Origin of the sequence: Iodidimonas gelatinilytica (assembly GCF_008579125.1) — a bacterium.
In the GTDB taxonomy this organism is placed as follows: Bacteria; Pseudomonadota; Alphaproteobacteria; order Sphingomonadales; family Rhodothalassiaceae; genus Iodidimonas; species Iodidimonas muriae.
Map to the genome: position 1 here is coordinate 28676 of NZ_BKCL01000002.1, position 23040 is coordinate 51715.

The following is a 23040-nucleotide window of genomic DNA, read 5'->3' on the forward strand; positions in this document are numbered from 1 at the left end:
TCGGGTCCGCTATTTCACCATGCCGAAGGCCATCAGAATGAAGCTGTATTCTTCCGCCACTTCATAAAGCGCATCAAAGCGCCCCGATTTGCCGCCATGGCCCGCGCCCATATTGGTTTTGAACAGGATCAGATTATGATCGGTCTTGCGGGCGCGTAGCCGGGCGACCCATTTTGCCGGCTCCCAATAGGTGACGCGGGGATCGTTCAGCCCGCATGTAACCATCATCGGCGGATAATCTTGCGCCCGTACATTTTCATAGGGGCTGTAACTGGCAATATAGCGAAAGACCTCTGCATCGGCTTTGGGATTGCCCCATTCCGGCCATTCAATAGGGGTGAGCGGCAGGCTGTCGTCCAGCATGGTGTGCAACACATCCACAAAAGGCACATGGGCGATGATGGCCCGCCATAAATCGGGCCGCTGATTGGCAATGGCCCCCATCAGCTTGCCGCCTGCCGATCCGCCCGAAGCGGATATCCCGCCCGGCTTGGCATAGCCTTTTTCCACCAGATAATCGGCGGCATCGATGAAATCATTGAAGGTATTGTGGCGGGCGAATTTCTTGCCGCCTTCATACCATGGACGGCCCAGTTCATCACCGCCGCGAATATGGGCGATGGCAAAGGCAAAACCCCGATCCAGCAAAGACAGGCGTGTGGTGGAAAAAGATGGCGGCATCCCCATGCCATAAGCCCCATAGCCATAAAGATGCACCGGACCGGGGGCGGTGTCTTTGAAGCCTTTTTTATAAACAATGGACAAGGGGATGTGCTGGCCATCGCGGCTGGGAGCCATGAGCCGTTCGGTGGCATAATCTGCCTTGTCATAGCCTGCGGGGATCTCCTGCACCTTGCGGGTGATCAACGCGTCTGATGCCAGATCATAATCGAACACCGTGGCCGGGGTGATCATTGAGTCGTAGCTGATGCGAAGCTGTGTCGGGTTCGGCTCGGCATTGCCGCCCAATTCGGCGCGATAGGTGCTTTCGGGGAAGGTGATAAAATGATCGCGGGTTCCGTCATGGGACAGGATGCGGATTTGGTCCAGGCCGTCGCGCCGTTGCTCTACAACCAGAAAAGACGTGAATGCGGTGACCGCCCGGTAATAATCGCGATCGCTTTTGGGGAGAATCTCGCGCCAGTTTTCAGGGGACGGATCATTTTCAGGAGCAGAGAGAATACGGAAATTGGGGGCGTTTTTGTTGGAACGAATGAAAAAACGGTCGCCCGCATGATCCACATCATATTCGTGTCCGGCCTCGCGCCTGGCGATCAGGCGCAGCGGCGTTTCTATCGCATCGGCGGGAAGAATATGCACTTCACCGGTTTCATGGCTGCCGGAAGAGATGACAATCCATTTCCGTGATTGGGTTTTATCCAGATGCACAAAGAAGCCGCCGTCTTTTTCCTCATAGATCAAAAGGTCTTGCGCGGGATCGTCACCCAAATGATGCGCCATCACCCGATAAGGCCGCCAATTGTCATTGACGATGCGGTATAAAAGCCGTGCATTGTCCGCCGACCAGACCGGAGAACCGATGGTCTGCTCGATATGATCGGGCAGGACATTCCCTGTTTCGAGATCGCGGATCTTGAGGGTAAAGCGCTCCGACCCATCCGTATCCGTGGAATACGCCAATAAGCGCCCGTCGGGGCTGATGCTCAGGCCGCCGAGGCGGAAATACTCATGCCCTTCGGCCAAGGCCGGTTCATCCAGAATCAGATGCCAGTCCGCAGCATCATCCTTTGCCGATTTGCGGTACCAGCGGCGATATTGCGTTCCTGCCGCATAGCGCCATTGATACAGCCAATCGCCATCGCGGGATGCACGCTTTCATCCTCTTCAGCAACGCGGCCTTTCAGTTCCTTGAAAATGGTGTCTGTCAGATCCGCGACCGGGGCCATGGCGGCTTCATAATAGGTATTTTCCGCCTTCAGATAATCGAGGATTTCCGGTGTTTCCACCTTGGGATAGCCGGAATCGCGCAGCCACGCATATTCATCTGTCACCGCAATATCATGATGGGTGACAAGGGTGGGATGCTGGGGGGCATGCGGCGGCGTTGGCAGATGGTCGGCCTTTTGGCTGAGGATGGTTTTTGTCATTGAAGAAATCTCTTGAAGCTGTCGGGAGGCATAGGGAAGCACGTTCAGACGCCTATGAAAAGACGCCCGCCTTGCGAAGTGACGCGCAGGGTGCCATCAATGGGCAAATTCACCTGTTTTTGATGAAGGAGCCCCCTCGTGTCCAAGCCCCATGCCGAGAGATTGTCCGCTTTGCGTGCCGAATTGTCCCGTCAGGCACTGGATGGTTTCGTGGTGCCCCTAACCGATGAGCATAATAGCGAATATGTGGCGGATTACGCCCAGCGCCTTGCATGGCTGACGGGCTTTGAGGGGTCTGCCGGTTCGGCCATCGTTCTGGCTGAAAAAGCCGCCATGTTTGTGGATGGCCGTTATGTGATTCAGGTCCGCGATCAGGTGGATAGCGCCTTGTTTGCGCATGTGCATCTGACCGAGACGGACCCTTTGGACTGGCTTTGGGGAGAGGTGAAAAAAGGCGACAGGATCGGCTATGATCCGCGTTTGCACACGCCGGGCTGGGTTGCGCAGGCACAAAGCCGTTTGCAACGCAAAGGGGCCGAATTGGTGGCGGTGGATCAAAACCCCATTGATGCGGTGTGGCCCGATCAGCCCGCGCCCCCGCCTTTTCCTTTGAAACCCCATGATGCCGCCCTTGCCGGAGCCACTTCGGCGGATAAACGCGCCCGTATCGGCGGGGATATTGCCGAAAACGGGGCCGAGGCGGCGGTGCTTACGGCGCTTGATTCCATTGCATGGCTGTTCAACATCCGCGGCAATGATGTGGCCCATACGCCGGTGGCTTTGGCTTATGCGGTGCTGCATAAAGATGGCCGCGCCGATTTGTTCGTCGCACCTGAGAAAATGACCGATGCAGTGCGAGAGCATCTGGGCAATGAGGTGTCGATCGCGCCCTATGATGGCTTTTATGATGCGCTGTCCGATCTGGGCGCAGGCGGCAAGGCGGTGTTGGCCGATCCGGCCACGGCCAATGCGGCGGTGTTCGAGACCCTGAAAAAAGGCGGGGCCGATATTGTTCGTGCCGCCGATCCTTGCGCCTTGCCCAAAGCTTGCAAAACAGAGGCAGAAATCAAGGGCAGCATTGCCGCCCATGAACGCGACGGGGCCGCGGTAACCGAATTCCTGCATTGGCTTGATCAAGAGGCCCATAAGGGCGGTTTGACGGAAATCGGCTGTGTGGCCAAATTGGAAAGCTTCCGCAAAAAACGTGACGGCTTTTGCGATACCAGCTTCGATACCATTTCAGGCGCCGGGTCCAATGGGGCCATTTGCCATTATCGGGTGTCTGAGGAAAGCAGCCGTCCCCTGACGCCGGGTGAGCTGTATCTGGTGGATTCGGGCGGGCAGTATCCCGATGGCACCACCGACATCACCCGCACCGTGCCGGTCGGGACGGTGGGAGACGAGGAAAAAGACCGCTTCACGCGCGTCTTGAAAGGCCATATCGCACTGGCGCGGGCGCGGTTTCCCAAAGGCACCACCGGGGCGCAGCTTGATGCCATTGCGCGTAAGCCTTTATGGGATGTGGGGCTGGATTATGATCATGCACCGGCCATGGGGTGGGCAGCTATCTGGCGGTCCATGAAGGACCGCAACGCATCTCCAAGGCCCCCAATGCCATCGCTTTGCAGCCCGGCATGATCCTGTCCAATGAACCGGGCTATTATAAGGATGGGGGCTTTGGGATCCGCATTGAAAATCTGGTCACCGTGGTGGCGGACGAAGACTCCCACGAGCGGCCCTTCTTGCGCTTTGAAACCCTGACCCTTGCGCCCATCGACCGGCGTTTGGTGAAAACAGAGCTGCTGAGCGAAGACGAGATTGGCTGGCTCGACCGGTATCATGCACGGGTTTATGACACGCTGGATTCGCTGGTGGCGGAGGACACGCGGGATTGGCTGGCGCAAATGACGGCCCCGATCGCCGGATAATTGCTGCGCCATATGAAAGGGTCTTCCATGGCTTATGAGACAGTGCAAATCCATATGGAAAATGGTGTGGCTCACCTTTCCATGTGCCGTCCGGAAAAAGCCAATGCCATGGGCAAGGCTTTCTGGCGGGAATTTCCCCAAGCCATCGATGAACTGGATGCGGACCCCGCTGTGCGTGCCATTGTGATTTCAGGGCAGGGCAAGCACTTTACCGCCGGGATCGACCTGACCATGATGTACAGCCTGATGCCCGACCCTAAACAGGATGCAGGCCGGGTGCGGGAAAAGCTGCGGCGCACCATTTTGCGTATGCAGGATTGCTTCACCAGCCTTGATCGTTGCCGGAAACCATCCATCGCGGCAGTGCATGGGGGCTGTCTTGGAGCAGGTGTGGATCTGGTAACCGCCTGTGACATGCGCTTGGCGGCAAAGGGCAGTTATTTCACCGTGCAGGAAATCAATATCGGTATGGTGGCCGATGTGGGCACCTTGCAACGGATCGGCCATTTGCTGCCCCATGGCATTGTGCGCGAATTGGCCTATACGGGGCGGCGCTTCGAGGTGGAGGAAGCCCGGCATTTCGGGTTTGTGAACGGCGTTGGGGCTGATCGGGATGATGTGATCGCCAAAGCGCTGGACATGGCGGCGATTGTGGCGCGGAAAAGCCCGCTGGCTATTTCCGGCATCAAGCAGGTGCTTAATCATGCACGCGATCACAGCATTGCCGATGGGCTGGACTATGTGGCGGCTTGGAATTCCGGCGTTTTGATCAGCGAGGATCTGATGAAGGGCGCTCAGGCTGCCTTGCAGCGTAAAGAAGCTGATTTCGATGATTTGCTGGAGTGACGCCATGAGGGAGCGCACGGCATGGCGATGACCCGCGATAAGGCCGCCCGCCGCCTAGATGCCATTGCCGGTTTTCGGGATGAGCAACAAAGGCTGGAGGATTTGGGCCTTCTTGGCTTGTCCAAAGCGGATCGCCAGAAAATCCGCGCCTATCATGACGAGGTTCTGGCAGATTTAAGCGGTGCGCATGATCTATCGGCGGATCAGGCGTCTGAGCCGGTGCATTGGGGAATGCGCATGGCCGCAACGGCCGGGATTGTGGCCCTTGTGCTGCTGGGATTTGCCGCGCTGGATTATCTGTGGCCGGATATGGGCAATTGGGCGCGGGCCTTGGTGGCTTTTGCTGTTCCCATTGGCTTTGTGGCCTTGGCGGAAGGGTTATATGCCGGTGGCCGCAGCCCGTATTTCACCGCCATGATGGCCGGGCTTGCCACCCTTGCCTTTGCTGGCGGAATGGTGGTTCTGGCACGGCTGTTCAACCAGCCTTTGGGATTGGAGTTCGGGCTTTTTGCTTCTGGATTTGCCGTGGCCTTTGGTCATCGTTACGACAGCCGGGCTTTGGCGGTGCCGGGATTGGTTTGCGCGGGAGGCTTTTTGGCGGCGATCATGTCCTTGCTGGATGGCCGCATGTGGATGGCGCTATGGGGGCGCATGGACGGGATTTTTCTGGCGGGCCTTGCTTTGTTTGTTGTGGGCCTGTTTTCCAATGGGCTGTTTTTTCTGGGATCGTTTGCCGCCATGCGGCCGGCTTGGCGATTGGCCGGTGTGCTATTGGCGGGCGGTGGGCTGATCCTTTTGGGATTCAAAGGGCATAGCGCGCTTGGTTATGCACCGTCTGTGGTGGCCGCAGGCTATCAGGGCTTGGCGGTGGTTTTGCTGATGGCAGTTTTTATTGTGGGGCTATGGAAGGGCTGGCGCGAGGTGCTTTATGGTGCCCTGATTATGCTGGGCCTGTTTGTGGCCAGCCGGTTCTATGATTGGTTCGCGGCCAGCTTGCCCGATGTGCTGGTGGCGCTTGGGGGGCTGTTCCTGTTTGCGGGCTTCTTATGGCTTTGGGGCTTGTGCGCCGGATGGAGGCGCGCAAATCTTTGGGGAGCGCGGCATGAGGCAGATTTTTTCCCGCTTTTCCGCAGCTTTCTGGGCCTTTCTTTTGGGAGCGCTGTTTTATCTTGTGGGCATGGGCACGCCGCTGATATCGGCAATGCTTAACCGCCTGGGGGCCGATCAAGGACGGCTGAGCATAGAGGAATGTCGCCTGATCACGGGCCCCAATGGCGGGCTTTTGGCCATGCTGAAAGGCGATGGGGCCGCCATTAAACTTGAGGCCGATCCCTATTATTTCCCCAAAGGGGAGCCGCGCCCGCAAGCGGAGCGCTTGGTGGCTTTTGGCTTTTCTAAAAATTCCTCCTTGCTTGAAACCGCATATCCGGTAAAGGCGACGGTGGTTCTGGAAAGCGATGGCCCGGCGGTGGCGGCTCATAGCGGTGATGATGCGGCGATCCATCCGTCCCTTGTGGTGCGGGATGCGGATCGGGAGAAGGCACGTTTGAATTCGGTTTATGGCGGCCAGCCGAATACGGCCCTTGCGCGGGGCTGGGTTACGGCAAAAACGGTAGAAGAGACGGTGGTTCTGACCCCAAATCTGATGGTGTCGGATTTAAGGCTGAGCCAGGGGCAGCGCCGCTTGTTGGCCGGGCTTGATCCGCAAGCGTTGGATGGGGATTGTCGGTCGCGCTTTTTGGCTGAAATCGTTTATGGGGCCAAGGGCGATCCCATCGTGGTCAGTGTGCGCCCCCTTGATCGTACCGCCATTTCTGCGGATTAGGGCGCGGATATAAAGCGTGTTTTCGTTAAAACTGAAATATTGCTTTTGCGAAACGATCTTTGTTTTTCTAGGGCTTAGCTTTTCACGAGCTTTAATGATTTTTAGATATTTTACGATTCCTTAAAGAATTGCGCCGATACTCTTTGCGATTTCGGCAGGGTGTTATTCAGGGAGCATATCATGGCAAGTCCTTATCTGAAACGCCAGCCGCGGACATTACATGAAGCGCAAGATGATCGGGAGCGGCGGCGGATGGCCTATGCCTTGGAAAGCGCATCCGATCGATCAGATGATGCTGATAGAGCCGATCTTGGGACGCTGGAGCATCCCGCTCCCACAAGCGATTAAGTTACTTGCCTTTCCGGGCTTTGGCAGGACCGGATCATAATCATCCGCTGGGCTTATGAATGATGCCTTCGCCGCCAATTCATCAAGGGCGATGGCTCTTTTGCCTTTTGGGCAGCATCCTTCCCTTCTCTTGATCCCTTTCAAAAAAACAAAAACCCTATGGTTATGGGCGTCGCCATTTATAAATTTACGGCCTAGTTTATGCGCGGGTCGTATGAAAGGTTTGGCATGAAGCACGCATTTGTAACGGGTGGCACCGGATTTTTGGGGCGTACCCTGATTACGCATTTGGTGAATGAAGGATGGGCGGTAACGGCATTGCACCGGTCACAAACGCCGCCCGAATTTTGGGGGGAATTGGGCGTTCAGCCTTTCGCGGCGATTTATCCGATAGCGACCATCTGGCCATCGGCATGGCACGTGCCAAGGATGCGGTGTTTCATGTTGCGGCCGATACCAGCCCGTGGCGCGGCCACCGAGAGCGGCAAATGATGGTGAATTTGGGCGGCACCAAAGCGGTGATTGCGGCCGCCCGGACATCCGGGATCGGGCGCTTGGTGCATGTTTCCAGCATTTCCGTATGGGGCCATCATTCCGGCATTGTGAACGAAGACAGCGTGCAAACAGGACGGCAAAGCTGGGTTGGCTATGTGAAAAGCAAGGCGCTGGCCGAAGATGCCGTGCGCGAGGCGGTGGCTGGCGGATTGGATGCGGTGATTGTCAATCCCACCCATATTCTGGGGCGCTATGACACAACCGGCTGGGCGCGGCTGTTTTTGCTGATGGATAAAGATGCACTGCCCGGCGTGCCGCCGGGCGGTGGTTGCTTTGCCAATGCCGGAGAGGTGGCGCGGGCGATGGTTTGCGCCAGTACGGAAGGCGTGGCAGGGCAGAATTATATATTGGGGGGGCCTCATGCCTCCTTTTTAACGGTGGCAAAAGAAATCGCCCGGCTGTTGGGAAAACCAGAGCCGATGCGCGCCATTCCGGCTTTTGCCATGAAGGGGGTGGCGCGGCTGCATGATATCAAGGCGCGGATCACGGGGCGGGAGCCGGATATCACGCCGGAAGCGGCCTATTTTGTGTGCCATGATGAACGGGCGTCATCCGGGCGGGCCAAAGACGTGTTGGGCTATCGTGAAACCGCATTGTCTCTCTCGTTAAAGGAGAGCCATGACTGGCTGTTGTCCCAAGGGCTTATCCGCCGTTGAAAAGGCTTTCAGCGTTCTTTGAGCAAGGAAATATTAAAGTTAATGCCTTAGGAATTAGGGCATATCCTTTGATAATGCCTTGTGAGGACCGCGGAGTCTTATGACCGAATATTACAATGATGACTCTCTTGCTCCTTCCCGAGGGGGAGGGGCAGATGCGGGACAGGCCCCTTCGGTGGGGTTGGGCCGTGTGCGCACTGTTAACGCATCGAAGGTGGAAATCCTTTTGGAGCAGGGGGTGGACCCATCGGCACTAGGCAATATCGGCGGACTTTTAAAAATCGCCATTGCGCCGGGATGTTGGGTGTTCGGCTCCATTCACGGTATTGATGATAGTGCCCAAGGCGTTGTGTTGCATGTGGATTTCGTCGGGGAAACCACGCGGGATGGCGGTCCCATCAGTCGGGGCGTTTCCAGCTATCCATTGCCGGGGGATCATGTCTATCCCCTTGATAATGACGAGATGGCCTTGCTGTTTGCCCCCAGTGAAGGGCTTTCTGTGCGTATCGGCACCGTTTATCCCGGCGATGTTCCCGCTGTGATCCATCCCGATAATCTGCTGTCCAAACATTTCGCCGTTCTGGGCAGCACAGGGACGGGGAAATCCAGCGCACTGGCCTTGATGATCCACCGCATTGTGGAGCAGCTTCCTCAGGCGCATATTTTGATCCTTGATCCCCATAATGAATATGCCGCCGCCTTTAGCGATATTGGGGTGCATTATGATCCCACCACGCTGTCCTTGCCTTATTGGCTGATGAATTTTGAAGAACATATCGAAGTGTTCATTGGCCAGCGCGAAGTCAGCCGCGAAGTGGAAGTGGATATTTTGAAGCGATCCTTGTTGGCGGCGCGCAAGAAAAGTGCCCGGCATGCCACATCGCGGATCACGGTGGATACGCCCGTTCCTTATAAGATGACGGACCTGTTAAGCGATCTGGATACCCAGATGGGGCGGTTGGAAAAGCCCGAAACGCTGCTGCCATTTTTGCGATTGAAGCATAAGATCGAAGAATTGCGGAGCGATGAACGCTTTGGCTTCATGTTCTCCGGCATGCTGATCAACGATACCTTCCCCGATATCGTGGCGCGGCTTTTGCGGATGCCGTCCGATGGGCGGCCGGTTTCGACACTGGACCTTTCGGGGGTGCCATCGGATATCGTTGATGTGGTGGTGTCGTTATTATGCCGCATGGTGTTCGATTTTGCCCTTTGGTCGCGTAAAGGGGCCAGCGCGCGCCCCTTGCTTCTGGTGTGTGAAGAGGCCCATCGCTATGTGCCGCGCACCCAGAAACCGCGTTTCGATTCCGCCCGCCGCGTGATCGAACGGATCGCCAAGGAGGGCCGGAAATACGGGGTGTCTTTGGGGCTGGTGTCGCAAAGGCCATCGGATGTATCGGAATCGGTTTTGTCCCAATGCGGCACCATCCTTTCCATGCGCATGAACAATGAACGGGATGCGGCTTTTGTCGCCAGCGCCATGCCTGAAGGCAGCGAAACGTTCCTGAATTCCATTTCATCGCTGCGCAATCGGGAATGTATTTTATGTGGTGAAGGGGTGGCGGTGCCCATGCGGGTCCGGCTGGATTATCTGTCCGATAATCTGCGCCCCTCCAGCGCCGATCCGGCTTTTTCGGAAAACTGGGCGGATGGCAGTGAAGATGTGTCGTTCGTGCGGACCGTGATCGAACGCTGGCGCAGCGGCGGGGCACGTTAAGGTTATGTGGCCCACACGGCGCGGTCAGAATACCCATTATGAACTGCATGGTCAGACCGGTGCACGCTGGACGGTATTGGATGTTTTCGACGATCAGAAGGAAGCGGCGGCCGAAGCTGAAAAAGTGTTTCGCAGCGGTAACTATCGGGCTGTGCGGGTGCTGCGGGAGCGGTTTGACCGGGACAGCAGCGAATTCAACTCGTTGGAAGTTTTGTTCTTTGGCCGCAAGTCGAAACCATCAAAATATGATGATGATGAACTCGCGGTGTTTTGTCGCAAACCCGCCGATCTTTACAGCAGCGAAAGCAGGCGGGTAATTGCCCGGCTTTTGGCGCCTGTTTTGGAAAGCTGGAACAGCACACCGGTCGAGCTGCTTCATGATCCCGATCTTTATAATCGGCTGCAAGGGGCCGGGTCCAATCTGCTCAGCGCGGTTCAACGGCTGGCCATTGCCCAGGTGCGCCACACCGGAGAGCCGGTAACAGAACGGATGCGCGGCAATTTCGCCTTGATCGATAAAGCCGCCGCCGAATTGCGACAGGTGCATGCCATTGGCCTTCCGGTGATTGGCGATCTGCGCTTTGTGGATGTGATCGAAACCCTTGCAGAGGCCAAAAACAGATCCTTCCTGCTGGCCTGTGTCTTGGCTGTGGATTTGCGCCAATATCCGGATGGTGTGGCCAAGGTGGAGCGGTTGATCAGCTTGATCCGTCTGGATCATCCGCTGTGGGTTTTGAAAAGTCTGGATTTGTTTTTATCGGAACAACTGACCCATCGTCGCCTGTTGCGCCATTTGATACCCGATGAAGATCTTGTGACATTGCTGGAGCATGTGGCGGCGCTGAGCCGCGGCATGTTGGGGGATGCGGCTTCGTCTACGGCTGTGTCTATGCTGGATGCGTTTTTGCGGGCCCGATTGTTACCGGCCACGCGCCATGTGCTGGTTGGTCATATTCGCCATGAATTAACGGTGAGCCAGCGTCTGACCGGAGATGATTTGCAAAAAGAATTCGCGGCTCTGGCCCGTTTGGGAAGCGGTATTGGCGATCTTTTGGATGTGGATCTGCCCGACAGGCCATTGGTCGATCTTCTGGAAGGCCGGATGCGGCGGTTGTTGAACCCGCAAACCCTTGGGGAATATATCGTCGAGGGGCGTAATCCGGCTGATAAATTGCAGCGCTTGATCGCTTTGGAACAACATTGTCTGGGAGATGCCAATCGGCGTTTGATTGCCAATTATATGTCGCCCTTGATCCATGACGGGGCCAATGAAGCCTTTTGGCTGGAGCCTTTGGGGGCGGGCTATGCAGGCCGCATGAAGCTTTTGGCCAGATTGCAAAAACGCCTGCTCGCTTCGAATATGCAAGCCTTGCATAAATCAAAGCTGACAGGGCAGCTGGATCGCCTTTGTGTGCGGTTGATGGCCGATAGCGGGGTTTTGAAAAGGGTGGCGCATTCTCAGGGGGCGCCCTTTGATAAGGCCTGTCGGCTTTTACGGATGATCGTTGATGGTCATTTCACCGAAGGGGAGGCGCATCAATTGGCTGAAGCGATATCCGCCGCTATATGGCCGATCCGGATTTTCTTGCGCCCATTCTTTCAAAGGCAAAAGGCCCGCAACGTGATGAGGCCATTGGGCGCTTGAAAACCTTGCTTTCTAAAGCCGGATTGGCTGCGGCTGATGCCTTTTGACGGCCTTTTGGTGCGTGCGCACCCTTGTTTTCCCGGTCATCTGTGGCCACAATACGGGCACCCTTTTGTATTGAGAGTTCAATGAAACCCAGACGAGCTGGCAGCGATTTCGGATTTCCCCGTTGGGGTGGCTATGGCCGCGATACCGATGCAGTGCATGTGCGCATGTGCGATTTTCACGACTGTAATGAGGCGGGAGAGCATCCGGCTCCGAAATCGCCGCATAATAACGAGCGTTGGTATTTTTGCGAACGCCATGCCGCCGATTATAACCGGAACTGGAATTTCTTTGCGGGAATGAATGAAGAGGCAGTGCGCGATTTCATGCGCAAGGAAGCCGAGGCAGAAGCCGCCACAGGATTTCGCCAAAGCAATGCGTTTAGCTGGGGCGGCGCCACCGATGCCGATGGCCTGACCCGCGCGGAACGCGATGCTTATGATGCGCTTGATCTGGAACCAACGGCCAGCGGGGCAGAGATCAAGGCGCGCTTTCGAAGCCTTGCCAAGCAATATCACCCCGATCGAAACCCCGGCGATAAAGAAGCTGCACGCCTGTTTCACGGGGTGCGCACTGCTTATGATGTGCTGAAGGCGAAGGCGGGGTGAATTTGCATTGGTTCTCCCTAAATTCAATTTTTTAGGTAGGGATAATAAGGCCTTATTTCTGCAGGTGTCGTGGCAATGTTAGTCGGGTACGAAAATAATCGTGTTTAGTGTTACAAGAAGAGTCTCGGAATAATGTCAGATAACACGACATCTTTAAGGCAGTGGTTAGCGCAGAATTGGTTTTGGTTGGCGCTTATCGTCGTTGTGTTCTTCGGTTATCAGATCGGGAAAGATCGTGCCATTGCACAAAATACACATGACACTTCTGGGAGTTTTGTGAATGGCGGAGACATGGAGAACGATAAATGAATATGAGGATATAATTGGACCATGATTATGAAGATCGAATATGATTTTAGTGCAGGGCAATGGGCTGTCATTGGTCTTGTATGCGCTGTAATGCTTGTATGGTCAGGGATTGCGATAGGTGGAGCGTTACATGATGCATTTCATGTGCATTAAATTCATTTTTAATTGTTAAATTCGTCATCCTTATGTTTGGATAAAGCTCATGAATATTATAGATAAATTTTTACACTTTATTGGGGCTCGGGACGCTGCGTTAGACAGGCGACTTAAGGTGGAAAGCCCCATTGCGCGGATGTGGATCGCTGGATTTAGAGTGGGTGTATTAATCGGTATGATTGCTGTTGGATTACATTTCTTAAAAATCTGATAATCGAAACTGGAAGGTAGATAAATGTCAGAAATTCTTTGCTATAACACGAAGAATATATTTTCCTCTGTGAATTTTCTATTATATAGAGATGTATATATTTCTTTTAAGGGAATGGTCGTTACTTTTTATGTAGGTGTGGCTTCTGGGGCGATAGCGATTTTGTTATTGCGGGCTCTTTGATATAATTTATCTTCTGGCAAGATCAGTATTTTCCGTTGTTGGTCAAAAAGACTTTTGCCTCTATCTTTAAGCAGGCGACTGTTTTACTTTGTCGACTGCCTCTGTCTTATCGATGAGTATTGCCTTGAGTGCTACGGCTATTATGAGGCAATCCGACTATAAATTCTGGCGAGAGCCGGATTTCTGGCGCCGCTCAGATATGTGCAATAAACGCCCTTATCATCGGAGCGGGCGCTTTGTGTCGATCGAATTGGCCCGCTTCCTGGCAAGGCTGTTTAGATAAATCTGGAAATCAGTTCTTTCATGATTTCAGAGGTGCCGCCGTAAATGCGCTGAACGCGGGCATCCACATAATGTTGGGCGATATCATATTCCATCATATAGCCATAGCCGCCATGAAGCTGGACGCATTGATCCACCACCCGGCCTTGCATTTCCGATAGCCATAGCTTGGCCATTGCCCCGCCTTGCGCATCCAGCTTGCCTTCCAGATGCCGTCTTGTGCATTGGTCCACAAAGGCCCAGCCCACTTCAATTTCGGTTTTCATCTCTGCCAGTTTGAAGCGGGTGTTTTGAAAGCTGGCGACAGGGCGGCCAAAGGCTTTGCGGCCTTTCACATATTCCACCGTTATATCAAAGGCATGCTGGGCGGCCGCAGCGGCAGCAACGGCAATGACGAGCCGTTCTTGCGGCAATTCCTGCATCAGATAGACAAAGCCCATGCCTTCGTCGCCAATGCAGTTTGTAATGGGCACCCGCACAGAGTCGAAAAACAGTTCCGACGTGTCGGCGGCTTTCTGGCCCATTTTTTCCAGATTGCGGCCGCGTGAGAATCCTTCCCTATCCGCCTCCACAAGAATGAGGCTGGTGCCTTTTGCGCCTGCATCCGGATCTGTTTTCGCCACAACAATGATGATGTCGGCGTGTTGTCCGTTGGAAATGAAGGTCTTTTGGCCATTGATCACATAATGATTACCGTCGCGTTTGGCGGTGGTCTTGATGCCTTGCAGATCGGATCCGGTGCCCGGTTCTGTCATGGCGATGGCGGCCACCGCCTCACCATTTGCCATTTTGGGCAGCCAGGTTTTTTTCATCTCCTCGGACCCATAGTGCAACAGATAAGAGGCGCAGATATCGGAATGGACTGAGAAGCCTGCCGCGGTGCCGCCATAGCCCAGCTCTTCATCTACGATGGCGTTAAAGCGGAAATCGCCGCCCGCACCGCCATATTCTTCCGGGGTCGAGGGACACAAAAGGCCTGCCTCGCCCGCCTTGGTCCAGAATTCGCGCGGGATGATGCCGTCTTTGCGCCATTGTTCTTTATGGGGGTGCATGTGGCGGGCGAAGAATGTTCGCACGCTGTCGCGGAACATGTCATGATCGGAGTCATAAATCTCGCGGTGTTTGAGCATGGCATTGTCCTCCCAAAAGCGCTCTTCTCCCGTCCACTGTTTGCGTTGGGGCACGGGATGTCAACGCGGGCCGCGCCATGCCCCACCGGCATCGGCGGGGTGAGCCGGGCAGACAATCGGTTATGGGTGTGATTAATGCGAAAGCGAGCGCATCAGGGCGATGGCCGGTGCCACCATATCCACCTTTAGCGATGCCTTGATACTGCCGCTAGCGGTGATCGGGGCGAGCATGATGGTATCGGCTTCGCGGGTGGGAAATAATTTGCCGAAATGGCGGCGGCCCGTTTCGTCCTTCACGAGGCAGTCGCAGCCTGCGGCCCTGTGCAGGGTTTCTTGTGTCAGCTGTTCACAGACCACCACATCGCCGCTGTGATATTGTCCCATATTTTCTAAAAAGCGCACGGCAACGGGGTTTTTCATGGTGGGGCGCAGGGGTAAAAGCCCTTCTTCCTGATCGAGAACCGAGCCGGATGCGGTGACCGCGCCGTCGATCAAAATATCGCCCGCATGGGGAAAGGCGAACAGGTCTGCCGGTTCCACATCCAAGGCGCCGGCGATTTTATCAATCCAATCAATCGTAAGCGTGCGCACGCCGGTTTCCAGCCGTCCGATGGTTTGGGCCGTGGTTCCATCGGGTTTGACCCGGTCGGCCACATCTTGAAGCGTCAGCCCCTTGGACTTGCGGATCTCTCTCAGGCGCGCATGAAGCATGGCGAACTCCGGTTGATTTTTTCAGTCTTTCCTCCGCCATTTATAACCCAATACGAGAATTTGGCAAACAATATTTACCGGAACGGCACATTATGATATAACCAGATTGGAACATTTTGGAGAAGGCGTTTATGGCAGAATTACGAAAAGCATCGCCGGGATCAAAACAACGCGATGAGGCTTTGGGCCTGAACTTATCAGGCTTCAGCTTGGCGGTTCTGAAAGGCATTTGTGAGCACTCTTCGGTGCAGCTTTTGTCTGATGGCAGTCTTTTGCTTGAGCGCCGTCCGGTGCCGTTGGCTGTGGTGGCGCGGTTGCTGCGACTGGATTTTATTGAAAAGGTGGAAGGGGGCGTAAAGGCCACAGAGGCAGGGCGTAGTTTTGTCCGCCGCCATATGTCTTCCAAGCTGGAGGCGGGGTATGGCGTGTCTTCCGGTGCGCAGGCTGGAACAAGGGGCAAAGCGAAGGGGAGGGGCCAAGAGGGAGCTGAAGATCCTGGCATTGATCCTTATCGCTCCCAGCATATGCAGCTTGCGACCGATGACAGGATTTTGCCTGATGGCACCCGCGGGCGGGTGCGGGTGAACGGGGCGGAATCGCCTTTGGGGTGGTTGGTGCGTCGGCGGGGGCGGGATGGTCGTCCTATGCTTTCCCAATGCCAATTCGATGCGGGGGAGCGGTTGCGAGAGGATTTCGAGCGCGCTTCCATGGGGGCGCGGATTACCTCTAGCTTGATGCCGTGCCCGCATCGCGGCAGCGAAAAGGCCCCGCAGATGGACAATTTGTCAGTGATATGCAGCTTGATGCCCGGCGGCGTGTGAAGGCAGCAATGGAGGCTGTGGGGAGCGGGCTTTCGGATGTGCTGATCCGGGTTTGTTGTCATTTGGAAGGGTTGGAAGAGGCGGAGAAAGTTTTGGGATGGCCTGCCCGATCCGGCAAGTTGGTGCTTGGGATCGCGCTGGATCGCTTGGCGGCCCATTATGGCATGGAGAATCGTGATATGAAGGGAGCGGAGGGCTGCAAAAAATAATCAAAATGTTCCAATTTGGTTATTTTTGGTTGACAATCGTCACGCTCTCTGATAGGGTCTTCTTCATGCTCAACATTTGGGCGAACCAAACGGCTGCCGACCATCGGTGGCCGTTTTTTTATGATTTTCAAATGGGAAGGCAAAGATGGCGGCAAAGGGTCTTTCGACACGCAGGCGGCGGGTTTTTCTCGATGCGTTACGTGCAAGCGCCAATGTCAGTGCCTCGGCTCGTGCGGCCGGTCTTTCCCGAAGCGAGATATACCGGTTGCGCGCCAAAAATGCGGATTTCCGCGAGGACTGGGATCATGCCTTGGAAGAGGCGCTGGATGATCTGGAATGTGAATTGCGCCGCCGCGCGGTGGAGGGTGTTGAAAAGCCGGTGTTTTATGCGGGAAAGCCCTGCGGTTCCGTGGTGAACTATTCCGATAGCTTGGGCATGTTCCTTCTGAAAAGCCGTCGTCCGCATGTTTTTGCCTCTGACGGCAAAGCAGCATCGCCGGACGGGTCTGACGAGCCGGGCGAAACGGCCCATGGGCGGTTGGAAGCTTTGTTGGCGCGGCTTGGGACGGGGGATGAAGGCGCGCCGGCATCCGACGATGGAACCGTGATTGAGGGGACGAAAGAGTGAGTGCGGCGCCGAGCATGAAAAGCCGGGCCGAACGCAATGTGGGCCATTTAAGCTCTCAGGCCGTGGCGCGATGGGTTGCGGGGTTAAGCCATGAAGAGGCGCAGGCGTTGATCTATGATTGGTCGTTCTGGGCGCGCCCCAATCAGCTTGCCCCGCAAGGCGATTGGTTTTGTTGGCTGGTTTTGGCCGGACGCGGCTTTGGGAAAACACGGATGGGCGCGGAATGGGTGCGGTTGCTGGTGGAAGGCCCCACGCCCTTGACCGCAGGCTCTGGCGCACCGGCGCGCCTGGCGCTGGTGGGGGACAGTTTTGCGGATATTCGGGATGTGATGGTGGATGGGGAAAGCGGCATTTTAGCCTGCAGCCCGCCGAGCCATAGGCCGGTATTCGAGCCATCGCGGCGCAGGCTGGTTTGGCCCAATGGGGCAGTGGCGTATCTTTATTCCGCCAATGACCCCGATCAGTTGCGCGGCCCGCAGCATCATGCGGCCTGGGCCGATGAAATTGCCAAATGGCATGAAGGGGAGCGGGCGTGGTCCAATCTTGTGCTGGGCTTGCGTTTGGGGGGCAATCCGCGCGTTGTGGCCACCACCACGCCGCGTCCTGTCGGTTGGTTGAAGCGATTGATGGCAGAGCCGTCCACCGTGACAGTGAGTGGATCGACGCTGGACAATAAAGCGCATTTGGCGCCGCAATTCCTGAAAGAAGTGGAACGGCTTTATTCGGGAACCCGCTTGGGGGCGCAAGAGCTGGACGGGCGGCTGATCGATGAAATTGCAGGCGCTTTATGGACCAGAGATCTGATCGAAGCCTCCCGCGTACAAAAAGCGCCGGATCTTCATCGCATTGTCGTGGCGGTGGACCCACCCGCCAGCCATGGCGAAAATGCCGATGCGTGCGGCATCGTGGTGGCGGGGATTGATGATACCGGGATCGTGTATCTTCTGGACGATGCCAGTTGTCAGGGCTTGCGGCCTTATCAATGGGCGGCACGGGTGGCTGAACGCTATGCAGCTTTTGACGCTGACCGGGTGTTGGGCGAGGCCAATAATGGCGGCGATATGGTGGAGGCGGTGTTGCGTCAGGCTGCCCCGGATTTGAGCTATCGTGCGGTAAGGGCCAGCCGGGGGAAAATCGCCCGTGCAGAGCCGGTGGCCGCCCTTTATGAGCGGGGATTGGTGCGGCATGTGGGGCGGTTCGATGCGTTGGAAGATGAAATGTGCAGCTATACGGGCAGCACCGGCCAGCACAGTCCGGACCGGCTGGATGCCATGGTATGGGCGGTGACGGAATTGGCGCTGGGCCGTCCGTCTTCACCGCATTTGCGCCGTTTATGAAAAGGCGTGTTATCGGGGCTTAGCTGTTGCTGTCGGTGTTTACTTTATTGAACGCGCGGATGGCTTCATTCATCTGGCGCTGCACCTCGACCCGGCGTTCATGCACTTTGTTGAGGTCTTCTTCCCAGCGGGTGCGTTGTTCTTCGGTCATCCACTGAAACACCTCGACGCTGCGGCGATCCTTGCAGGTCAGCCACGTATCCACAGCACCACTATATGCTTTTACGGCATTCACACCGGCCAGCATGGACTCGCGGGTGGCTTTGCTCGCTTGGGGAATGGCCGGTTCGTTCAGGGGCGGATCCCCGCAATCCGGTGCGGTAAAGGCCGTGCCGGACAGCAGAAAGGCGGCGACCAGTGTCAGAGATGCGGCGCTGAGCCGGTTTTTGCGGGGCGTGTTCATGACTTCGTCTCTCACTCTCTTGGATGGGCGACACTAACCAAGGACCGCAGCCTTGCCAAGGGCGGTCATCAACAAACGGGAATCTCATGTCATTTATCAGCAGAATGCGGCACAGGCTGGGCGGCGAACAAAAGGAAAGCGCCGTTTCCGGCCTGGGCCATGCGAAGGGGCGGTATCCGGGGGCGGCGCTTTTATCTATGGGCAGCGCCAATTGGAGCGCCCGCAGTTATCAGGCATTGGTGCAAAACGGCTTTCGCGACAATGTGGTGGCCAATCGTGCGGTGCGATTGGTGGCGGAATGTGCGGCCTCTGTGCCGATCCATGTGATGCGTGCCGATCCATGTGATGCGCGCCGATCATCGTGTGGCTGCGCATCCTTTGCTTGATGTGCTGGCTTCCCCCAATCCCATGCAGGATGGTGCCAGCTTTTTAGAGCAGGTCTATGCCTGGTTGTTGCTGGCGGGCAATGCTATATCGAGCGTGTGGATGCTTCTTCGGGGCGTGTGGCAGAGCTTTATGCCTTGCGCCCGGAACGGATGACGGTGGTTCCCGGTGCGCGTGGGTGGCCCGAAGCCTATGAATATCGGTTGGGTGGCCATGTGCATCGCTTCAAGGTGCATCAGCCCAGTGGCCGTTCGCCTATCCTGCATCTGAAGAATTTTCATCCCGCGGATGATCATTATGGCCTGTCGGCGCTGGAGGCGGCGGCAAAGTCTATGGATGTGCACAATGCGGCATCAAGCTGGAACAAGGCTCTTTTGGATAATGCGGCGCGGGCTTCGGGGGCTTTGGTGTTTGAGCCGGGGGACGGCGTACCCGGCAATCTGACCGATGAGCAGGTGGGGCGGCTTAAGGCTGAAATGGAAGCGCAGTTCCAAGGCGCTGCCAATGCCGGCCGGCCTCTTTTGCTGGAAGGCGGCTTGAAATGGCAACAGATGGCCTTTTCGCCGGCGGATATGGATTTCATCAACACCAAGAATGTGGCGGCCCGCGAAATTGCGCTGGCCTTCGGGGTGCCGCCGATGCTTTTGGGCATTCCCGGCGACAATACCTATGCCAATTATCAAGAAGCCAATCGGGCCTTGTGGCGGTTGACCCTGCTGCCTTTGGTGGATCGGGTGTTGTTGGGCCTGTCGCGCTTTTTGTCGAAAGAAGGGGATCCTGTGCGGCTGGTGGCGGACCGCGATGCATTGCCTGCTTTGGCGGTTGAGCGTGAAGCCCTGTGGGCGCGTGTGGGGGCGGCGGCCTTCCTGACCGTGAATGAACAGCGCGCGGCGGTGGGGCTTTCCCCTATTGCCGGCGGGGATGAACGGCGTGAAGATCGGTATTGATGAACATTTCGATGTGCATGGCGAGCAGTCGTTGCTGCCATCGGACCCCGCTGGCTCCTTCGAGCAGACGGCAAATTGCCGCTGCTTTGTGGACTATGTGGACGAGGGGGAGGGCGAAGTGGGGGAGGTTTCCCGTGTTGATGGTCGGCTTGCGGAATTTCAGGGTGATCGGAAATTTATTGAAGCCAGGGAAGGCGGTTTGCGCGCCGATGGCAACATTCCCATTGATAAAAATGGCGAGCCTATCGACCAGAGCGGCGTGACTATCGGTGCAGGTGTGGATTTGGGGCAGCAAACTCGCGCTGGCCTTGCGACCTTGGGGGTGGATGAGCAGACATTAGAGCGTTTGACGCCTTATCTTGGCAAAAGACGGGAAGAGGCCCAGCGCGTGCTGCGAGAGCAGCCCTTGTATTTATCCGTGGAAGAAGCGCGCGATCTGACAAATAAGCTGCATGATGGTATTTTCGTGAGATTGGTGGCGGCTTATGATCGGGAAAGCACACAGCGCTTCTTCGATCTGGCGTCCGAAGCCCAAACCGTCATCGCCAGCGTGTCCTTGCAATATGGTCCAAATTTTGGACCAAAGGGAAATAACAAGGCGCCAAAATTCTGGGGATTTGTCACCCAAGGGGACTGGCAAAGCGCGCTGGAGGAATTGCGCGATTTTGGCGACGGGTTTCAGAATCGACGCGATCTGGAGGCCGACAAATTGCTTAAGGCATTCCCCAATCTCAACGATCCCGGCAAACTCCCGGACCGTAAAAAACCATGAGCGCCGCTAAGGTGCCATGATCGTTCAAGGCTGAGAGTCCGGCGTGCCCGCTAATAGGACGATTTCAGGGTCACTTGTCTTTCTGAGCTCGTCCGATGTGTCGGACAGGCCATAGCTCTCTTTCTGCCAGTTATTATAGTCGGTCGTGACCATCTCATACCATGCGATCAGATGATCGGCGGCTTCCTGAAAGCGGTCATCTCTTTTTCGGGTCAGGATCGTCAGCATCGGGTGGCCGCTGCGCGTTCGTGAATTATCGAAATGAAGCACCCCAACTGCGACGATCTCGCCATCGGTGGTGAGGACGACCGCGCCCTTCTCATCGCAGGAGTGTGGGCGGCAGGCGGAAAAGCGGACGAGATTATCTGAGAAATAGACCGGTTCATCGGGAGGTCCACCAAGGACGGTATTGACTTGCCCCAACATGGTTCCGTTTTCATAGAGCCACCCTGCGGGCCGGTCTCCGATGAATGCCTCCCTCGCTTCACGGAAGGCTGGATCCCACATGAGTCGATTGGTGTTGCGGCATTCCGAGAGTGTGTGGATTGTGCAATCCCCGGCTCGACCCGTTGCCGGGATGAACGACAAGATACAGGCGGCAAGGAGCAGGGGAAGCGCGTGCCGTGTCATTTTGGCTTTGGCTCCAATTCCGTCTGGATGAATTAGTGACAGGAGATATGGCCGGTAAGAATACAACCTGCGCGCAATGGTGTCCATAGTTTCATCTATCTATAGATTGCTACTGGACTATGCGGACGAGGGGGAGGGGACTTTTGACGACATCCGTTCGGTGGAGGTGGCCCGCCGGATTGCCAGACTGCGGGACAAACACGGCGTTGGGCTCAATGATGCCCTTCGCAGCTATACGCCGGAGCAGCGCGAGGCGTCTTTCGGTCGCAAGCTGACCGAGGGTGAGGTGATCCGGAACCTTGAGGATTTCGAGGCGGAACTGGACCGCACCCGTGCGCTTGGCGGGGTGCGCGACAAGGACTGGACACTCGAGGGGTTGCGGCGGGTGCAAACCAATCTGGGCGATCGAGAGCCGAAGAACCCGGATGGTGAGAACGATCTGGGATTGGTGAAACATATCAAGACCGGCGATCGAGTGATAGCACAGACCATCGTCTTCAAGCCGACGCTGAGTGAGAGCGAGGTGCGCGGAATGGCGGCTGGCGATGGCGTGTTCGTTTCGACCATGTTCGCACGGGAGTCCGAGCGGACGCCGGAGGCGGGGAAGCGCTATGTCATTCGTCATGAGCTGGGCCATGCATTGCAGAATGCGAAGGGGCCAATATCGCCGGTTCTTTCAGCCTTAAAGATATCCGCAATGCGTAAGTTGAGTATACGGCTGCGGATACAGAAGCAGGCGATAATGAACTCGTTGCCGAGCTGTTTGCCTGGTATCATTCGCCGGATTATGCCTCTGGGGACCTGCCCCTTGAAATCGAGAAAATAATCGAGGGCTGGAAGGATAGCGACAATGGAAGCCTTTGGAAAATAGTCGCGTATGAAGGCAAGCGATATGAGGCCATTCAGCGTGACCTTATGGCCAATCTGGCGAAGGTGAATGACGCTGGTTGCCGGATGTGTCGGAGGCAGGGGTGGCGGATTACGGCACGATGCTGTTCCTGATTGTCACCGGAAAGCTTTTACCGCCAACCGCAACGGATGAGGGCGACCGCCCATAAGAGTGCGCTGACCTGTGGGGGGCCGCCGATGCTTTTGGGCATTCCCGGCGGCGATGCCTCTGTCGATTATCAGGAACTCAATCGGGCTTTGTGGATGAGGGAGGGGCGAGCTGATTCAGAAAGAAAATTTGGATATTGATGAAGACTTTCTGGACCAAAGGGAGGGGTTTCTACGTCAAGCCTATATATTGGAGATGGGCGGTAAAACGATTGATGACAGCGGTGTGACGGTCGGAGGTGGCGCGGAATTTTAACCGTCATAGCCGTCATCTCCGCTTTCAGGATTTACCACCTGCAGCACAGACGGTCATCGCCAGCGTGGCGACGCAATATGGGCCGAATTTGCATCTTCCATCAAAAGAGGGCGGCACGCCGAGATTTTGGGAGTTCGTGACCCGGGGCGAGTGGCAGAAAGCTTTAGAAGAGTTCCGTGATTTTGGAGACGGGTTTCAGCCCCGCCGCGATAAAGAGGCCAACAAGCTGTTGGAGGCGTTTCCGTATCTCAAAGCCCCCGGCAAACGCTCAAAACGTCAAGAAACCATGAGCGTTGCCATCATGGCAGACAGCACGATCAGGGGTTAGGGATTT

22 protein-coding genes and 3 pseudogenes are annotated in these 23040 nt (G+C 56.1%); 19 read left to right on the forward strand and 6 right to left on the reverse strand.

The genetic code is table 11. From position 1 onward, the window contains the following. Window positions 1-9: 9 nt before the first annotated feature. Both JCM17844_RS16340 and JCM17844_RS17460 read right to left on the reverse strand, forming a co-directional pair. Window positions 10-1809, reverse strand: a complete 1800-nt coding sequence (locus JCM17844_RS16340) for a S9 family peptidase (RefSeq protein WP_268885066.1) — start codon at window positions 1807-1809, stop codon at window positions 10-12. After that, a complete protein-coding gene (locus JCM17844_RS17460; protein WP_210431251.1) occupies window positions 1722-2108 on the reverse strand; it encodes a hypothetical protein in 387 nt (128 codons plus the stop codon). Before JCM17844_RS17460 ends, JCM17844_RS16340 begins: the two co-directional genes overlap by 88 nt. Before the next feature lie 138 nt (window positions 2109-2246). Here JCM17844_RS17460 and JCM17844_RS03050 point away from each other — a divergent pair. The 10 genes and pseudogenes from JCM17844_RS03050 (at window position 2247) to JCM17844_RS03090 (ending at window position 12281) form a co-directional block, all read left to right on the forward strand. Further along, window positions 2247-4036: pseudogene (locus JCM17844_RS03050) on the forward strand (aminopeptidase P family protein). Window positions 4037-4063: 27 nt separating this feature from the next. Next, complete coding sequence (locus JCM17844_RS03055; protein ID WP_149999619.1) at window positions 4064-4882, forward strand: crotonase/enoyl-CoA hydratase family protein; 819 nt, start codon at window positions 4064-4066, stop codon at window positions 4880-4882. Window positions 4883-4903: 21 nt separating this feature from the next. Further along, complete coding sequence (locus JCM17844_RS03060) at window positions 4904-6091, forward strand: hypothetical protein (protein ID WP_149999620.1); 1188 nt, start codon at window positions 4904-4906, stop codon at window positions 6089-6091. Then, on the forward strand, window positions 6084-6707 hold the full coding sequence (locus JCM17844_RS03065) for a hypothetical protein (protein ID WP_149999621.1): 624 nt from the start codon (window positions 6084-6086) through the stop codon (window positions 6705-6707). Before JCM17844_RS03060 ends, JCM17844_RS03065 begins: the two co-directional genes overlap by 8 nt. A 180-nt stretch (window positions 6708-6887) precedes the next feature. Next, a complete protein-coding gene (locus JCM17844_RS14230) occupies window positions 6888-7055 on the forward strand; it encodes a hypothetical protein (protein WP_210431254.1) in 168 nt (55 codons plus the stop codon). Window positions 7056-7283: 228 nt separating this feature from the next. Next, a pseudogene (locus JCM17844_RS17085) lies at window positions 7284-7355 on the forward strand (hypothetical protein); the annotation flags it as partial. A gap of 2 nt (window positions 7356-7357) precedes the next feature. Further along, entirely contained in the window at window positions 7358-8266 is a 909-nt protein-coding gene (locus tag JCM17844_RS03075; RefSeq protein WP_149999623.1) for an NAD-dependent epimerase/dehydratase family protein, read from the forward strand. Window positions 8267-8366: 100 nt separating this feature from the next. Beyond that, complete coding sequence (locus JCM17844_RS03080; protein WP_149999624.1) at window positions 8367-9983, forward strand: ATP-binding protein; 1617 nt, start codon at window positions 8367-8369, stop codon at window positions 9981-9983. Window positions 9984-9987: 4 nt separating this feature from the next. After that, window positions 9988-11628 carry a hypothetical protein gene (locus JCM17844_RS03085; RefSeq protein WP_149999625.1) on the forward strand — a complete coding sequence of 547 codons (1641 nt, stop codon included), beginning with the start codon at window positions 9988-9990 and terminating at the stop codon, window positions 11626-11628. Between the two features lie 128 nt (window positions 11629-11756). Beyond that, window positions 11757-12281 carry a J domain-containing protein gene (locus JCM17844_RS03090; protein ID WP_149999626.1) on the forward strand — a complete coding sequence of 175 codons (525 nt, stop codon included), beginning with the start codon at window positions 11757-11759 and terminating at the stop codon, window positions 12279-12281. 1134 nt (window positions 12282-13415) lie between these two features. On the opposite strand, the gene JCM17844_RS03095 is transcribed toward JCM17844_RS03090, so the two are convergent. Then, window positions 13416-14552, reverse strand: coding sequence for an acyl-CoA dehydrogenase family protein (locus JCM17844_RS03095; protein WP_149999888.1), 1137 nt, complete (start codon window positions 14550-14552; stop codon window positions 13416-13418). 132 nt (window positions 14553-14684) lie between these two features. Beyond that, the gene (locus JCM17844_RS03100; protein ID WP_149999627.1) at window positions 14685-15263 is read right to left on the reverse strand and encodes a helix-turn-helix domain-containing protein; all 579 of its coding nucleotides are present in this window, start codon (window positions 15261-15263) and stop codon (window positions 14685-14687) included. Window positions 15264-15394: 131 nt separating this feature from the next. On the opposite strand from JCM17844_RS03100, the gene JCM17844_RS16350 reads away from it, so the two are divergent. From JCM17844_RS16350 to JCM17844_RS03120, 4 genes are all read left to right on the forward strand, one after another. Beyond that, entirely contained in the window at window positions 15395-16084 is a 690-nt protein-coding gene (locus JCM17844_RS16350; protein ID WP_149999628.1) for a DUF6456 domain-containing protein, read from the forward strand. After that, a complete protein-coding gene (locus JCM17844_RS16355) occupies window positions 16057-16293 on the forward strand; it encodes a DUF6456 domain-containing protein (RefSeq protein ID WP_149999629.1) in 237 nt (78 codons plus the stop codon). The genes JCM17844_RS16350 and JCM17844_RS16355 overlap by 28 nt, the downstream gene beginning before the upstream one ends. A 145-nt stretch (window positions 16294-16438) precedes the next feature. Continuing rightward, window positions 16439-16921: a hypothetical protein gene (locus JCM17844_RS03115; protein ID WP_149999630.1), complete on the forward strand. Its 483-nt coding sequence runs from the start codon at window positions 16439-16441 to the stop codon at window positions 16919-16921. Then, window positions 16918-18258: a DNA-packaging protein gene (locus tag JCM17844_RS03120; RefSeq protein WP_210431256.1), complete on the forward strand. Its 1341-nt coding sequence runs from the start codon at window positions 16918-16920 to the stop codon at window positions 18256-18258. The genes JCM17844_RS03115 and JCM17844_RS03120 overlap by 4 nt, the downstream gene beginning before the upstream one ends. Window positions 18259-18277: 19 nt before the next feature. On the opposite strand, the gene JCM17844_RS03125 is transcribed toward JCM17844_RS03120, so the two are convergent. Further along, window positions 18278-18661: a hypothetical protein gene (locus JCM17844_RS03125; RefSeq protein ID WP_149999631.1), complete on the reverse strand. Its 384-nt coding sequence runs from the start codon at window positions 18659-18661 to the stop codon at window positions 18278-18280. A gap of 86 nt (window positions 18662-18747) precedes the next feature. Between JCM17844_RS03125 and JCM17844_RS14235 the strand changes: the two genes are divergently transcribed. From JCM17844_RS14235 to JCM17844_RS03135, 3 genes and pseudogenes are all read left to right on the forward strand, one after another. After that, window positions 18748-19047, forward strand: coding sequence for a hypothetical protein (locus JCM17844_RS14235; RefSeq protein WP_210431257.1), 300 nt, complete (start codon window positions 18748-18750; stop codon window positions 19045-19047). Further along, window positions 19007-19992, forward strand: a pseudogene (locus JCM17844_RS03130) (phage portal protein). Before JCM17844_RS14235 ends, JCM17844_RS03130 begins: the two are co-directional and overlap by 41 nt. Continuing rightward, complete coding sequence (locus JCM17844_RS03135) at window positions 19976-20764, forward strand: pesticin C-terminus-like muramidase (RefSeq protein ID WP_210431260.1); 789 nt, start codon at window positions 19976-19978, stop codon at window positions 20762-20764. Before JCM17844_RS03130 ends, JCM17844_RS03135 begins: the two are co-directional and overlap by 17 nt. Before the next feature lie 24 nt (window positions 20765-20788). Here the strand turns inward: JCM17844_RS03135 and JCM17844_RS03140 are convergent, their stop codons facing one another. Next, entirely contained in the window at window positions 20789-21481 is a 693-nt protein-coding gene (locus JCM17844_RS03140; RefSeq protein WP_149999633.1) for a hypothetical protein, read from the reverse strand. A gap of 73 nt (window positions 21482-21554) precedes the next feature. Here JCM17844_RS03140 and JCM17844_RS03145 point away from each other — a divergent pair, with 73 nt between their 5' ends. Further along, a complete protein-coding gene (locus JCM17844_RS03145; RefSeq protein WP_149999634.1) occupies window positions 21555-22220 on the forward strand; it encodes a hypothetical protein in 666 nt (221 codons plus the stop codon). Between the two features lie 469 nt (window positions 22221-22689). Continuing rightward, window positions 22690-23034 carry a pesticin C-terminus-like muramidase gene (locus JCM17844_RS03150; protein WP_149999635.1) on the forward strand — a complete coding sequence of 115 codons (345 nt, stop codon included), beginning with the start codon at window positions 22690-22692 and terminating at the stop codon, window positions 23032-23034. Window positions 23035-23040: the final 6 nt, after the last annotated feature.

Coding starts and splice junctions, on each gene's coding strand:
- JCM17844_RS03080 (WP_149999624.1), top strand. CDS start 8,367: ATGACCGAATATTACAATGATGACTCTCTTGCTCCTTCCCGAGGGGGA.
- JCM17844_RS03060 (WP_149999620.1), top strand. CDS start 4,904: ATGGCGATGACCCGCGATAAGGCCGCCCGCCGCCTAGATGCCATTGCC.
- JCM17844_RS03085 (WP_149999625.1), top strand. CDS start 9,988: ATGTGGCCCACACGGCGCGGTCAGAATACCCATTATGAACTGCATGGT.
- JCM17844_RS17460 (WP_210431251.1), bottom strand. CDS start 2,108: ATGACAAAAACCATCCTCAGCCAAAAGGCCGACCATCTGCCAACGCCG.
- JCM17844_RS03095 (WP_149999888.1), bottom strand. CDS start 14,552: ATGCTCAAACACCGCGAGATTTATGACTCCGATCATGACATGTTCCGC.
- JCM17844_RS03075 (WP_149999623.1), top strand. CDS start 7,358: ATGGGCGGTAACGGCATTGCACCGGTCACAAACGCCGCCCGAATTTTG.
- JCM17844_RS14230 (WP_210431254.1), top strand. CDS start 6,888: ATGGCAAGTCCTTATCTGAAACGCCAGCCGCGGACATTACATGAAGCG.
- JCM17844_RS14235 (WP_210431257.1), top strand. CDS start 18,748: ATGTCATTTATCAGCAGAATGCGGCACAGGCTGGGCGGCGAACAAAAG.
- JCM17844_RS03055 (WP_149999619.1), top strand. CDS start 4,064: ATGGCTTATGAGACAGTGCAAATCCATATGGAAAATGGTGTGGCTCAC.
- JCM17844_RS16355 (WP_149999629.1), top strand. CDS start 16,057: ATGCAGCTTGATGCCCGGCGGCGTGTGAAGGCAGCAATGGAGGCTGTG.
- JCM17844_RS03115 (WP_149999630.1), top strand. CDS start 16,439: ATGGCGGCAAAGGGTCTTTCGACACGCAGGCGGCGGGTTTTTCTCGAT.
- JCM17844_RS03100 (WP_149999627.1), bottom strand. CDS start 15,263: ATGCTTCATGCGCGCCTGAGAGAGATCCGCAAGTCCAAGGGGCTGACG.
- JCM17844_RS03090 (WP_149999626.1), top strand. CDS start 11,757: ATGAAACCCAGACGAGCTGGCAGCGATTTCGGATTTCCCCGTTGGGGT.
- JCM17844_RS03140 (WP_149999633.1), bottom strand. CDS start 21,481: ATGGACACCATTGCGCGCAGGTTGTATTCTTACCGGCCATATCTCCTG.
- JCM17844_RS03125 (WP_149999631.1), bottom strand. CDS start 18,661: ATGAACACGCCCCGCAAAAACCGGCTCAGCGCCGCATCTCTGACACTG.
- JCM17844_RS16350 (WP_149999628.1), top strand. CDS start 15,395: ATGGCAGAATTACGAAAAGCATCGCCGGGATCAAAACAACGCGATGAG.
- JCM17844_RS03065 (WP_149999621.1), top strand. CDS start 6,084: ATGCTTAACCGCCTGGGGGCCGATCAAGGACGGCTGAGCATAGAGGAA.